Consider the following 12,716-nt stretch of genomic DNA (forward strand, 5'->3'; position numbering starts at 1 on the left):
TCCTTCCATGCTGGATATCCGCCGTCTGCCCGTCGCGGGCAAAGTCACTTTGTTCAATGCGCTGGGGCTTGTGGTGCTGGGCGCCATCACCCTGACGCTGGGATACATGGTCATGACCGGGGTGATGGAGCGGCAGGCCGTTGCCACCCAGGCCCTGTCCATGCGGGTCGCCCATTCCATTGTCGAGAATGGCGACGATGCCTATGCGCTGGCCGATGGCCGGCTGATCCAGGGCGGGCGGGTGCTGGATGGCGACATGGCATTGGTCGATGCCATCGCCAGGGCGACTGGCGGCAGTGCCACCATCTTCCGCGGGGATGCGCGCGTGGCGACCACGGTGTTGAAGGAGGATGGCAGCCGGGCTGTGGGCACGGCCCTGGCGGCGGGGCCGGCGCGTGATGCCGTGCTGGGCGCGGGACAGGCCTATCGCGGCACCGTCGATATCCTGGGCAGCACCTATTATGCCGGCTATGACCCGTTGAAGGACAAGGAGGGCAGGGTCGTCGGCATCCTCTATGTCGGGCTGAAAAAGGCCGATCTGCTGGCGGAATTCAACCGGGGCATCACCTGGATCGCGTTGGGTGCGCTTGTGCTGACCCTGATCATGTCCGTATCGGCCCTGGGGCTGGCCCGCTGGATGCTGGCGCCGCTGGGCCGGCTCAGCGCCCGGATGGACGGCATGCGCCAGGGCCGGCTGGACCAGCCCGTGCCCGACCGGGAGAAGCAGGATGATGTGGGCGAGATGGCCCGTGCCGTGGAAAGCTTCCGCCTGACCCTGATGGAAACAGAGGGTCTGCGGCGGGAACAGGAACAGCAGCGGCAGAAGGCGGAACAGGCCCGTGTCGCGTCGCTGCGCACCATGGCCGACACGGTGGAGGATGAGACGCGCCACGCCGTCGATGCCGTCGCCGCACAGACCCAGTCGATGGATGCCGAGGCCAAGGTGATGGCCGCCGCCGCCGACCGCATGGGCAACAATGCCCAGAATGTGGCCGCCGCCGCCGAACAGGCCCTGGCCAATGCCCAGACGGTGGCATCGGCCACCAACCAGCTGACCGCCTCCATCGGCGAGATCACGGCCCAAGTGGCCCATGCCAGCGCCGTGACCCGCGACAGCGTGGCGGCCAGTGCGGAAGCGGCGACCGCCATCGACGCGTTGTCGGAAAGCGTGACGCAGATCGGCGGCATCGCCGGCCTGATCGCCGATATCGCGTCGCAGACCAACCTTCTGGCGCTGAATGCCACCATCGAGGCGGCGCGGGCCGGCGAAGCGGGCAAGGGCTTTGCCGTTGTCGCGTCGGAGGTGAAGAACCTGGCCAGCCAGACGGCGCGGGCCACGGAGGATATCGCCCAGCGCATCCAGGGCATCGGCGCCGTGCGCGACCGGGCCGTGGCCGCCGTCAGCGACATCACCTACCAGATCCAGCAGGTGGATCAGGTAGCTGCCGGCATCGCGGCGGCCATGGAGGAACAGTCCGCCGCCACGACCGAGATTGCCCGCAATGTCGAACAGACCGCCGATGCCGCGCGCGAGGTGGCGTCACGCATCGCCGAGGTATCGGCGGAGGCGGCACAGACCGACCGCTGTGCCAATGATGTGCAGGTGGCGGCGCATCAGATGGCGGACAGTGTGGAACATCTGCGCGAAACCCTGGTGCGGGTCGTGCGCACCGCCTCCACCGATGTGGACCGCCGCCGCCGCCCGCGCTTTGCCGTGTCCATCGACTGTCAGGTGGAACAGGGCGGACGCACCCTGGCCGGTCGTGTGGTGAACCTGTCGGAGGGCGGGGCCATGCTGACGGTCGCGGGCATCGCGCCATCGCCGGGGGTGCTGGTGATGGCGGGCCTGCGCCTGCCCTTCCGCACGCCAGAGCAGGCACAGGGCGCGGGCCATGTGAAATTCACCCTGACAGACGCCGAAGCAACGGCCCTGCGCACCCGTTTCACGGGCCTGACGGCGGGGGCCATGGCGGCGTGATGCTGACCCCGCCGAGATTGTAACAATCCGCCTCCCCGGTGCCAAGCCGGGGCCCAGGGGCCACAGAGGCAACGGCTGACGCAGCTTTGATCGGACGCTGCCCATCGGTTGGGCGCTTGGCCCCTGGGTCCCGGCCTACGCCGGGAAGGCGAAATGGAGTGATCTGCCGCCATCGGACAGAATACGCTCCATCTCACGGGGAACGAGCTGGTCCCCGGCAAAAAGCCGAATGACACCAACCCTTTCCCCATCACCCCATTGCGCCCGCCCCCGTCCCCTGTCACCCTCTCCGACAAATATGCATCCATGCGGAGAAAATAAATGCGGGTGACGGGTCGGACGGGGTTGAAGCGGGTGGGGACGGGATTGCTGGCGGCGCTGGTCCTGCCCTTCCTGGCGGTGCCGGTACAGGCGCAAGGCGCGGCCACGCCCGATATTCCCGCCTATATCAAATCCGACGTGAAGGCGCTGGAGGGCAAGATCGTGGCCTGGCGCCGCGACATCCATCAGCATCCCGAACTGGGCAACCGCGAGACACGGACGGCCAAGCTGGTGGCCGACCACCTGAAGAAGCTGGGCATGGAGGTGCAGACCGGGGTGGCGCATACCGGTGTGGTGGCCGTGCTGAAGGGTGCCAAGCCCGGTCCCGTCGTGGCCCTGCGCGCCGACATGGACGCGCTGCCCGTTACCGAACAGGCCGACGTGCCCTTCGCATCGAAGGTTCGCACCACCTATAACGGCCAGGATGTGGGCGTCATGCATGCTTGCGGCCATGACGGCCATGTCGCCATCCTGATGGGTGTGGCCGAACTGCTGGCCAAGCGCAAAGGGGAACTGCGCGGCACCGTCAAGTTCATCTTCCAGCCGGCGGAGGAAGGCCCGCCGGCGGGGGAGGAAGGCGGGGCCGAGATGATGGTCAAGCAGGGCGTGCTGTCCACCGATCCCAAGCCGGAGGCGATCTTCGGCCTGCACCTGTTCTCTGCGGGGCGTGCGGGTACCATCAGCTACCGTTCCGGCCCGGCCATGGCGGCGGCGGACAGTTTCCACATTACCGTACAGGGGCGGCAGACGCATGGCGCCTATCCCTGGGCTGGGGTCGATCCCATCGTGACGGCGTCGCAGATCGTGACGGGCCTGCAGACCATCGTCAGCCGTAATGTGGAACTGATCAAGGAGCCGGCCATCGTGTCGGTCGGCGCGCTGAACAGCGGGGTGCGCGACAATATCATCCCCGACAAGGCGGAGATGATCGGCACCATCCGCACCTTCGACCCCAAGATGCGCGAACAGATTCACCGCCGCATCAAGGAGATCGCGGAGAATATCGCCGAAAGCCAGGGCGCCACGGCGACGGTGCATATCGACCAAGGCTATCCCGTCACCGACAATAACCCCGCACTCACCGCCTGGGCCGCCGCCATCCTGGAAAAGGTGGCGGGTGCGGGCAATGTCTCGGTCGGGCCGAAGGCGGGCGGGGCGGAGGATTTCAGCTATTTCCAGCAGAAAATCCCCGGCTTCTTCTTCTGGGTCGGGTCCACCGGGCCGGAGGTTCCGCTGGACAAGGCCCCGTCCAACCATTCGCCCCTGTTCAAGGTGGATGAGGCATCGCTGCTGACCGGGGCGGAGGCGATGGCCGCCGTCACCGTCGCCTATCTGCAAAGCCATTGAGGCGAGGGTTTAGTGATGCGCGCTATTTTGCTGACAGGGGCGGCCCTGGCCGCCCTGATCCTGCCGTCCGTTGCCCTTGCCGCCGATGCGCCGCCCGTGCCCGCCTATGTGATGGAGGATGCTCGCGCGCTGGAGGCCAAGATCATCGCCTGGCGGCGGGATATCCACCAGCATCCCGAACTGGGCAACCGCGAGACGCGGACCGCCAAGCTGGTGGCCGATCACCTGAAAAAGCTGGGGCTGGAGGTGCAGACCGGGGTGGCGCATACCGGCGTCGTTGCCGTGCTGCGTGGTGGCAAGCCCGGCCCTGTGGTGGCACTGCGCGCCGATATGGACGCGCTGCCCGTTGCCGAACGGGTGGACCTGCCCTTCGCGTCGAAGGTGCGCACGACCTATAACGGCAAGGATGTGGGGGTGATGCATGCCTGTGGGCACGACACCCATGTCGCCATCCTGATGGGCGTGGCCGAACTTCTGGCCAAACGCCGCGCGGAGCTTCCGGGTACGGTCAAGTTCATCTTCCAGCCCGCCGAGGAAGGTGCCCCGGCGGGAGAGGAAGGCGGGGCCGAACTGATGATCAAGCAGGGTGTGCTGTCCACCGATCCCAAGCCGCAGGCGATTTTCGGCCTGCATGTCGGGTCGGATGATCATATCGGCAAGGTCGGCTACCGCCCCGGCCCCGTGATGGCCGCGTCCGACACGTTTCGCATCAAGGTGAAGGGTAAGCAGACGCATGGTGCCTATCCCTGGGCAGGCACCGACCCGATCGTGGCGGCATCGGCCATCGTCACGGGCCTGCAAACCATCGTCAGCCGCAATCTGGAACTGATCAAGGAACCGGCGGTGGTGTCGGTGGGCGCCATCAATGGCGGGGTGCGCAGCAATATCATCCCCGACGAAACCGATCTGATCGGCACCATCCGCACCCTGGACCCCGCCATGCGCGAACAGGTCCATCGCAGGCTGAAGGAGGTGGCGACCGGCATCGCCGCCGCCCATGGCGCGACCGCAGAGGTGGAGATCGACCTGGGCTATCCCGTCACCGTCAATGACAAGGACCTGACCGCCTGGGCCGTGCCCGTTCTGGAACAGGTGGCGGGCAAGGATAATGTCAGCCTGGCGTCCAAGGGGCTGGCGGCGGAGGATTTCAGCTTCTATCAGCAGAAAATCCCCGGCTTCTATTTCTTCATCGGCGTCACCGACCCCGATGTGCCGCTGGATCAGGCGCCCAGCAACCATTCACCCCTGTTCAAGGTGGATGAACGCGGCCTGCTGGTCGGGGCGCAGTCCATGGCGGCCCTGACCGTCGCCTATCTTTCCTCCCACTGATGGCGGGTTGCGATGATCAAGCTGAAGACAATCCTGCGCGCGGGCGGTGCGGCCCTGACATTCATGACCCTGCTGTCCCCGGTGGTGCAGGCGGCTGATGCCCCGTCCGTGCCCGCCTATGTGAAGGCCGATGCCAAGGCGCTGGAGGCGAAAATCATCGCTTGGCGCCGCGATATCCATCAGCACCCGGAACTGGGCAACCGGGAGATACGCACGGCCAAGCTGGTGGCTGATCACCTGAAAAAGCTGGGGCTGGAGGTGCAGACCGGTGTGGCCCATACCGGCGTGGTCGCCGTGCTGAAGGGGGGAAAGCCCGGCCCGGTGGTGGCGCTGCGCGCCGACATGGACGCGCTGCCCGTCACCGAACAGGTGGATGTGCCCTTCGCGTCCAAGGTCCGCACCAATTATAACGGCCAGGATGTGGGCGTCATGCATGCCTGCGGCCATGACGGCCATGTCGCCATCCTGATGGGGGTGGCCGAACTGCTGGCCAAGCGTCGCGCCGACCTGCCGGGTACCGTCAAGTTCATCTTCCAGCCCGCCGAAGAAGGCGCGCCGGAGGGGGAGGAAGGCGGGGCCCAGCTGATGGTGAAGCAGGGCGTGCTGGACACCGAACCCAAGCCACAGGCGATCTTCGGCCTGCATCTGGGCTCCTCCTATCACGCCGGCACCATCGCCTATCGCCCCGGCCCGGCCATGGCGGCGGCGGACACGTTCAAGATCGTGGTGCAGGGGCGGCAGGCGCATGGCGGCCGGCCCTGGACGGGTGTGGACCCGCTGGTCACCTCGGCCCAGATCCTGGTCGGCCTGCAAACCATCGTCAGCCGCAATATGGAGGTGATCAAGGAACCGGCGGTGGTGACGGTGGGCGCGCTGAATGGCGGCGTGCGGTCCAACATCATCCCGGACAAGGCGGAAATGGTCGGCACCATCCGCACCTTTGATCAGGGCATGCGGGCAGAGGTGCATGACCGCATCCGCCGGGTCGCGGAAAACATCGCCGAAAGCGCCGGGGCCAAGGCCATCGTCACCATCGAGACGGGTTATCCCGTCACCGACAATGACCGCGGCCTGACCGCCTGGGCCGCCCCGGTGCTGGCGCAGGTGGCGGGGCCGGGCAAGCTGGTGGAAGGCACCAAGACGACGGGGGCGGAGGATTTCAGCTTCTTCCAGCAGAAAATCCCCGGCTTCTTCTTCTGGGTCGGCGCCACCCCGCCTGACACGCCGCTGGACAAGGCACCCAGCAACCACTCGCCCCTGTTTAAGGTGGATGAAAGCAGCCTTGCCTTGGGTGCCGAAGCCATGGCCAGCCTGACGGTGGCATGGCTTTCCAGCCATTAGAGCTGTTTTCGGTTGACCGGAAACAGCTCCGGCGGCGACTGCCGCCGCGCGGCACGTGCCGCGTAAGCCAAGCTGCGGATGCAGCGCCGGCGCATGAGGAAAACGAAAAGCTAGAGCGTGTTTCCGGTCAGCGGAAACACGCTCTAGGGGCGGCACCCCATTCGGGTTAACCGTCCGAAGCGCAAAAGGCTAGGCGGGCCAACTGTCCCAGGCCCGCCATTTTTCGGCCCCCTCCGCGCCATGCGTGGGGGGTGGAGTGTATCCAGGACAAGCCGGCGGGGGAGGAAGCCGGCGGAACAGACCTGGAGAAAGCTCATGTCACTCAGCAGCCCCTTGCCCACCTACAGTTTCCTGGCCGCCGCCGGGACCACGCCGTCCGGCGGTTCTACGCCGCTGACCCAGGGGGACCTGCATCTGCGCTTCGATACCGGCCATACACTGTGGCAGGACCGGCCCGTGCCGCTGACAGGAACGGAGATGAAGATGCTGCGCCTGATGGCGCAGAAACCCGGCACCCCCGTCACCTATCGCGAACTGTATGATCTGGTGCATGGGCCGGGCTTCATGGCCGGCAAGGGTACCGCCGGCTACCGCGCCAATGTCCGCGCCTTCATCAAGCGCATCCGCAAGAAGTTCCGGGATATCGACAAGAGCTTCGATGCCATCGGCAATGATCCCGGCACGGGATATGTCTGGAGGACGCAAGGGGCGTGACCTCGCCCGCCCGCGCGGATGGCGCCTGACGCCGGATCGGCAAACCGTAGGTCAGGTCGAGTCAAAGCCTCGCCCTGACCTACGCAGATCTTGCCGGTTCAGTGCTCATTTACCCTCACCCCGCAGCCAGGCCAGCGAGCGGGCCAGATGGGCCGCCGGCGTTGGCGATTCGTCTTCAAGGACGTACCAGTCGACACCGGCGGCCCGGGCCGCCGTCACCAGGGCCGCCCAATCCACGCTGCCGGCCCCGATGGGCGCGAAATCGCTGGAAGGGGCCGATCCGGTGAATTCCCCCGTGCTACCGCCGGGCCGCATATCTTTCACATGCAGCAGCTTGACCCGCCCGCCCAGCTGTTTCAGCAGGGCGACGGGATCGACCCCGGCCTTCAGCACCCAGAACACATCCATCTGCAATTCAACGCAGGACGGGTCCAGCCCCGCCAGCAGCCGGTCCATCAGGGTGCCTTTGCCGCCTGGATCGGTAGCAAATTCATACCCATGCACATGGTACATCACGCGCAGACCGGCGGCCTTCAGCGCGGGGCAGGCGGCCTTGTAGGCGGCGATGGCGGCATCCACCTCCGCCGGCCCGATGCCCTTGTCCGACGGTGCCCCCTGCGGCTTCAGCCAAGCCACACCGACATAGCGGTACCCCACGGTCTTCGCTGTGGCGATGATGCCTGGCACATTGTCGCGCAGGTCGGACAGGCTGACATGGCTGCCGACGGCGACCAGGCCTGCCTGATCCAGCAGGGACTTGAACCCGGCGGCATCGCGGCCCAGCAGGCCATAGGCCTCCACCTGCGTAACGCCGCTGTCGCGCAACGCCTTCAGGGTGGCCGGTGCGTCGCGGCTCAAATCCTTGTGCAGGCTGAAAAGCTGCACCGCGATGTTCGCATCCGGGACCGGCGGGGTGGCGCCGCCCAGGGCTGTCATTGCCGTTCCCATCGCCAGCGACAGCCCGATGGCCGCGCCGCGTATCCATGTCCTGCCCATCGTTTCCCCCTTTTTGTTCTGACAGCGTTATCAGATGCCGCTTCGCTTATCGCCCCTGTGGTTTCCAGGCGCAAGCGGGAATGAATCTGCTTGAGAACAAAATAAGAACATTGTAGATAGGAACGGAAAGCGAACATGAGGTGATGGAGAGTGTGATGCGACCGGCGATCCGACACAGCGTCCTGACGGGGAATGTGGGTCTGGCGAATTTCCGCGGCCATGATTTCCAGATGCATTGCGTCTGCTGTGGGGAGGAAAGCCGTTGGCGGACCGACATGCTGACCCGCCGCTATGGCCATCATTGGCCCGTTGCGGAATTCAGCCGGGGCTTCACCTGCCAGGGCTGTGGGGAGGTTGGAACCTCCGTCCTGCGCATCGTCGACCGCCCCGCGGATCAGCAGCATACGCGCTTCCGCCGCATGGCGCCCCGCCCGACCTATGGCATCGATCCGACCCCATCCCAGCCCGCGCATTGGCGGATGCGTGAGCAGGGGGAAGGTGCGGCGGCATAAACCGCCGTTTGCCTTCCGGCCGCCTTGTTCCGTTCTGTACAACTCCGTTACAACGGAATGGGGCGGCCTTCGACCATGGCCCCACCTGAAAATGGGGATGATGATGCGGCGACTGATCCTGTGCGGCCTTTCCCTTCTGCTGCTGGCCCTGCCGGCGGCGGCGCAGCAGAAACTGGTCTTCGCCACCGATTGGCGGGCACAGGCCGAACATGGTGGCTTCTATCAGGCGCTGGCCGCCGGGCTTTACAAGGCGCGCGGGCTTGACGTCACCCTGCGCCAGGGCGGCGTGGGCATGGACCCGCAGCAATTGCTGGCCGCCGGTGCCATTGATGCTGCCATGGGCTCCAACGGCTATTTCACCTTGAATCTTGTGGAGGCGGGGGCCCCCGTCGTGACGGTGGCGGCCCTGTTCCAGAAGGATCCCTTCATCCTGATGTCCCATGACCGGCCGGACGTGAACTCTCTGGCCGACATGAAGGGCAAGCCGATTTCCATCGGCGATCCCAGCGTCCACACCATCTGGCGCTATCTGAAATCCCGCTACGGGTATGAGGATGCGCAGATCCGCAAATATACCTTCAACATCGCCCCGTTCCTGGTGAACAAGCAGGCGATCCAGCAGGGCTATGCCACCTCCGAACCGCTGACGGCGATCAAGGCCGGGGCGAAGCCGAAAGTGTTCCTGCTGGCCGATTACGGCTATCTCTCCTACGCCGCCACCATCATGGTGCGCAAACAGCTGGCTGATCAGAAGCCGGAAGTGGTGCGCGCCTTCGTGGAGGCGTCGATTGAGGGCTGGAAACAATATCTCAATGGCGATCCCAGCGCTGCCAACGCCCTGATCAAGCGCGACAATCCGGAAATGGATGATGAGACGCTGGCCTATGCCCGGTCCAAAATGATCGAGTATGGGCTGGTGGAAAGCGGTGACGCCCTGAAACAGGGGATTGGCGCCATGACGCCGGAACGCTGGGACGCGTTCACGAAGCAGATGGTGGAACTTGGCATCTACAAGCCCGGCCTCGACTGGCGACAGGGCGTGGATTTCCGCTTCCTGCCCAAGCCATAAAGCAAAACCCCCGCCGGTCGCCCGGCGGGGGTTCGCTTATCAACACCCTGGAAAGGGCGTCGATATCAGTAGCGGTAGTGATCCGGCTTGAACGGACCCTGCACCGGCACGGCGATGTATTCAGCCTGCTTGTCGGACAGCACGGTCAGCTTGGCGCCGATCTTGTCCAGGTGCAGGCGGGCCACCTTCTCGTCCAGGTGCTTGGGCAGCACATAGACCTTGTTCTCGTACTTGGCATGGTTCAGCCACAGCTCGATCTGGGCCAGCACCTGATTGGTGAAGCTGGCGGACATCACGAAGCTGGGGTGACCCGTGGCGCAGCCCAGGTTGACCAGACGGCCCTTGGCCAGCACGATCAGGCGCTTGCCATCGGGGAACACGACCTCATCGACCTGCGGCTTCACTTCGTCCCAGACATAGTTCTGGAGCGAGGCGATCTGAATTTCGCTGTCGAAATGGCCGATATTACAGACGATGGCGCGGTCCTTCATGGCGCGCATATGGTCCAGCGTGATGACGTCCACATTGCCGGTGGCGGTCACGAAGATGTCGCCGACGGGGGCGGCGTCTTCCATAGTGACGACCTGATAGCCTTCCATGGCGGCCTGCAGGGCGTTGATCGGATCAATCTCCGTCACCAGGACGCGGGCACCCTGGGTGCGCAGCGACGCGGCGGAACCCTTGCCCACATCGCCATAGCCGGCGACGACGGCAACCTTGCCGGCGATCATCACGTCGGTGGCGCGCTTGATGCCGTCCACCAGCGACTCGCGGCAGCCATAGAGATTGTCGAACTTCGACTTGGTGACGCTGTCATTCACGTTGATGGCGGGAACCTTCAGGGTGCCAGCCTTCACCATCTCATACAGGCGATGCACGCCCGTCGTGGTCTCTTCCGACAGGCCCTTAATGTCGGCCAGCATTTCCGGGTACTTGTCGTGCATGATCTGGGTGACGTCGCCGCCATCGTCCAGGATCATGTTGGGGGTCCAGCCATCGGCGCTGCGCAGCGTCTGCTCGATGCACCACCAGAATTCCTCTTCCGTCTCACCCTTCCAGGCGAAGACCGGGATGCCAGCGGCGGCGATGGCGGCTGCGGCCTGATCCTGGGTGGAGAAGATGTTGCACGACGACCAGCGCACGGTCGCGCCCAGCGCCGTCAGCGTCTCGATCAGGACAGCCGTCTGAATGGTCATGTGCAGGCAGCCGACGATGCGGGCACCGGCCAGCGGTTTGGACGCGCCATATTCCGCACGCAGGGCCATCAGGCCCGGCATCTCGGTCTCGGCAATGGTGATTTCCTTGCGGCCCCAGCCGGCGAGCGAGATGTCGGCGACCTTGTAATCGGTGAAGGCGGTCATGGATGGCTCCGGTCGCACCCCTGCGGGTGCTGATCTTGGCGTTTACAGAATGCAAAGCAGCGGCATGCCAGAATGACCGCCGCGTCTGGTGCAGGATGTATCAGGCGGAGTGGTTGTGGGCAAGCATAAAGATATCTTTATGTGTGCATCTGTCTGTTGCGGTTTCGTGTCGGCTCCGCGACGTTTTGACGCCAGCCATGTGCAGGAGGCGGATTGCCACCCCTGCGACACTGGCGGACTATCGTATGCGGCGGGGGCCGTTTGCTGAGGTGGGTGGCGATGGAAACGGATGATCATGAACAGGCCGGCGGGCGTCGGCCCGCATTGGCGACGGAGAACCAGACGGATGCACAGCGCCGTCAGGCCCGGCAGGCGGACCAGATCCGCGACATGGAACGCATGATGCGGGGCGTTGTCGCCTTCACGCGCAAGCAGGACTGACGGCAGGGCAGGGTGGTGTTGGCGCCTTACAGCGCCTCACCCCGCACCAGACGTGGCAACTCACCCACGATGCCCATGGCATGGCGCATGAAGAACTGCTTGGCAGGCTTCAGCGGGGCCAGATTGTTGATGGCCGCCATGCCAAGACGGCGGGCATGGCCCAGCGGCTTGATATCATTGCTGAACAGCCGGACCAGCGCATCGGTGGTGGCCAGCAGGGTCACCGTATCGGTGCGCCGCCAGCGCTGATACCGCTCCAGCACGTCGGGCGCGCCGGGGTCCAGCCCGACCCGGATGGCATCCACCACCACCTCGGCCAAGGCGGCCAGATCGCGGATGCCGACATTCAGGCCCTGGCCCGCAATCGGGTGCATGCCATGGGCGCTTTCGCTGACCAGCGCCAGGCGGGTGTCGATATAGCGTTCGGCATGCGACAGGCCCAGCGGCCAGGACCAGCGCCCGGCCACCGGCGTGACATCGCCCAGCCAGTCACCCACGCGCAATTGCAGTTCTTCCGTAAACCGTTCTTCCGACAGGTTCATGTAGAAATCGACGCGATCCGACGGCTCGGTCCAGACGATGCTGGTATGGTGGCCCCCGGCCAGGGGCAGCATGGCAAAGGGGCCGGCGGGCAGGAACTGTTCCACCGCCACGCCGCCATGCGGGCCGGTATGGCGGATGGTGCAGACGATGGCGTGCTGCTTGTAGGACCAGCCGATCTGCTTGATGCCGGCCTGTTCGCGGCAGAAGCTTTTCTTGCCGTCGGCCCCCACCACCAGCCGCCCGGCGGCAACCCGACCATCGGCCAGGGTGACACGCACGCCGGCATTGTCGCGCGCCATCGCCGTGACGGTGGCGGGTGCCAGATGCGTGACGGCGGGCAATTGCTTCAGGCGGCGGTACAGCGCATGGCGCAGCACCCGGTTCTCGACAATCCAGCCAAAGGGGCGGTCGCCCACTTCCCGATGGTCATAATGCAAGAACAGGGGCGATGACTGGTCGGTGACGCGGATATCCAGCATTGGCCCAACATTGCCATCCAGATGGTCCCAGACGCCTGCGCCCATCAGAACAGTCCCGGCACCATAGGCGATGGCCGTGGTGCGGCCATCGAAATCAGGCTGCAAACTGTCTTCTGCCGGTTCCCGGTCGATGACCAGGGTGGAAACACCGGCGGTTCCCAATGCACAGGCCAGCGTCAGGCCGGAAAGGCCCCCGCCAACGATGATGACATCGGCCTGATGATCGGCATTCTGCACGGACATGATGCGTTTTTCCGGGGTTTGGCTGCTCTTTTGGGCGCCAAT

General features: G+C 65.2%; 11 protein-coding genes. 8 read left to right on the plus strand and 3 right to left on the minus strand.

The features are described 5' to 3' along the window. The first annotated feature begins 7 nt into the window (after positions 1–7). The 5 genes from ACODSP_RS09135 to ACODSP_RS09155 all read left to right on the plus strand — a co-directional run bounded on the left by ACODSP_RS09135 (position 8) and on the right by ACODSP_RS09155 (position 7,030). Positions 8–1,978 (plus strand): methyl-accepting chemotaxis protein, encoded by a 1,971-nt coding sequence (locus ACODSP_RS09135; protein ID WP_488965298.1) that lies wholly within the window; start codon positions 8–10, stop codon positions 1,976–1,978. A gap of 321 nt (positions 1,979–2,299) precedes the next feature. Continuing rightward, on the plus strand, positions 2,300–3,646 hold the full coding sequence (locus ACODSP_RS09140) for an amidohydrolase (RefSeq protein WP_488965299.1): 1,347 nt from the start codon (positions 2,300–2,302) through the stop codon (positions 3,644–3,646). 15 nt (positions 3,647–3,661) lie between these two features. Further along, complete coding sequence (locus ACODSP_RS09145) at positions 3,662–4,975, plus strand: amidohydrolase (RefSeq protein WP_488965300.1); 1,314 nt, start codon at positions 3,662–3,664, stop codon at positions 4,973–4,975. Positions 4,976–4,987: 12 nt separating this feature from the next. Then, positions 4,988–6,316: an amidohydrolase gene (locus ACODSP_RS09150; protein WP_488965301.1), complete on the plus strand. Its 1,329-nt coding sequence runs from the start codon at positions 4,988–4,990 to the stop codon at positions 6,314–6,316. A gap of 315 nt (positions 6,317–6,631) precedes the next feature. Further along, positions 6,632–7,030: a helix-turn-helix domain-containing protein gene (locus tag ACODSP_RS09155; protein ID WP_488965302.1), complete on the plus strand. Its 399-nt coding sequence runs from the start codon at positions 6,632–6,634 to the stop codon at positions 7,028–7,030. 105 nt (positions 7,031–7,135) lie between these two features. Here the strand turns inward: ACODSP_RS09155 and ACODSP_RS09160 are convergent, their stop codons facing one another. Further along, entirely contained in the window at positions 7,136–8,026 is an 891-nt protein-coding gene (locus tag ACODSP_RS09160; RefSeq protein WP_488965303.1) for a sugar phosphate isomerase/epimerase family protein, read from the minus strand. Between the two features lie 155 nt (positions 8,027–8,181). On the opposite strand from ACODSP_RS09160, the gene ACODSP_RS09165 reads away from it, so the two are divergent. Together ACODSP_RS09165 and ACODSP_RS09170 are read left to right on the plus strand one after the other, a co-directional pair. Further along, complete coding sequence (locus ACODSP_RS09165) at positions 8,182–8,538, plus strand: hypothetical protein (RefSeq protein ID WP_488965304.1); 357 nt, start codon at positions 8,182–8,184, stop codon at positions 8,536–8,538. 97 nt (positions 8,539–8,635) lie between these two features. Next, complete coding sequence (locus ACODSP_RS09170) at positions 8,636–9,607, plus strand: ABC transporter substrate-binding protein (RefSeq protein ID WP_488965305.1); 972 nt, start codon at positions 8,636–8,638, stop codon at positions 9,605–9,607. 65 nt (positions 9,608–9,672) lie between these two features. On the opposite strand, the gene ahcY is transcribed toward ACODSP_RS09170, so the two are convergent. Further along, positions 9,673–10,968, minus strand: coding sequence for an adenosylhomocysteinase (gene ahcY, locus ACODSP_RS09175; RefSeq protein WP_488965306.1), 1,296 nt, complete (start codon positions 10,966–10,968; stop codon positions 9,673–9,675). 279 nt (positions 10,969–11,247) lie between these two features. Between ahcY and ACODSP_RS09180 the strand changes: the two genes are divergently transcribed. After that, a complete protein-coding gene (locus tag ACODSP_RS09180; protein WP_156344641.1) occupies positions 11,248–11,409 on the plus strand; it encodes a hypothetical protein in 162 nt (53 codons plus the stop codon). A gap of 26 nt (positions 11,410–11,435) precedes the next feature. Here ACODSP_RS09180 and ACODSP_RS09185 read toward each other — a convergent pair whose 3' ends face one another. After that, positions 11,436–12,674, minus strand: coding sequence for a UbiH/UbiF/VisC/COQ6 family ubiquinone biosynthesis hydroxylase (locus ACODSP_RS09185; RefSeq protein WP_488965307.1), 1,239 nt, complete (start codon positions 12,672–12,674; stop codon positions 11,436–11,438). Positions 12,675–12,716: the final 42 nt, after the last annotated feature.

This window comes from Niveispirillum sp. FG156 (assembly GCF_057809555.1).

Coding starts and splice junctions, on each gene's coding strand:
- ACODSP_RS09135 (WP_488965298.1), top strand. CDS start 8: ATGCTGGATATCCGCCGTCTGCCCGTCGCGGGCAAAGTCACTTTGTTC.
- ACODSP_RS09170 (WP_488965305.1), top strand. CDS start 8,636: ATGATGATGCGGCGACTGATCCTGTGCGGCCTTTCCCTTCTGCTGCTG.
- ACODSP_RS09145 (WP_488965300.1), top strand. CDS start 3,662: ATGCGCGCTATTTTGCTGACAGGGGCGGCCCTGGCCGCCCTGATCCTG.
- ahcY (WP_488965306.1), bottom strand. CDS start 10,968: ATGACCGCCTTCACCGATTACAAGGTCGCCGACATCTCGCTCGCCGGC.
- ACODSP_RS09140 (WP_488965299.1), top strand. CDS start 2,300: ATGCGGGTGACGGGTCGGACGGGGTTGAAGCGGGTGGGGACGGGATTG.
- ACODSP_RS09165 (WP_488965304.1), top strand. CDS start 8,182: ATGCGACCGGCGATCCGACACAGCGTCCTGACGGGGAATGTGGGTCTG.
- ACODSP_RS09160 (WP_488965303.1), bottom strand. CDS start 8,026: ATGGGCAGGACATGGATACGCGGCGCGGCCATCGGGCTGTCGCTGGCG.
- ACODSP_RS09180 (WP_156344641.1), top strand. CDS start 11,248: ATGGAAACGGATGATCATGAACAGGCCGGCGGGCGTCGGCCCGCATTG.
- ACODSP_RS09155 (WP_488965302.1), top strand. CDS start 6,632: ATGTCACTCAGCAGCCCCTTGCCCACCTACAGTTTCCTGGCCGCCGCC.
- ACODSP_RS09150 (WP_488965301.1), top strand. CDS start 4,988: ATGATCAAGCTGAAGACAATCCTGCGCGCGGGCGGTGCGGCCCTGACA.
- ACODSP_RS09185 (WP_488965307.1), bottom strand. CDS start 12,674: ATGTCCGTGCAGAATGCCGATCATCAGGCCGATGTCATCATCGTTGGC.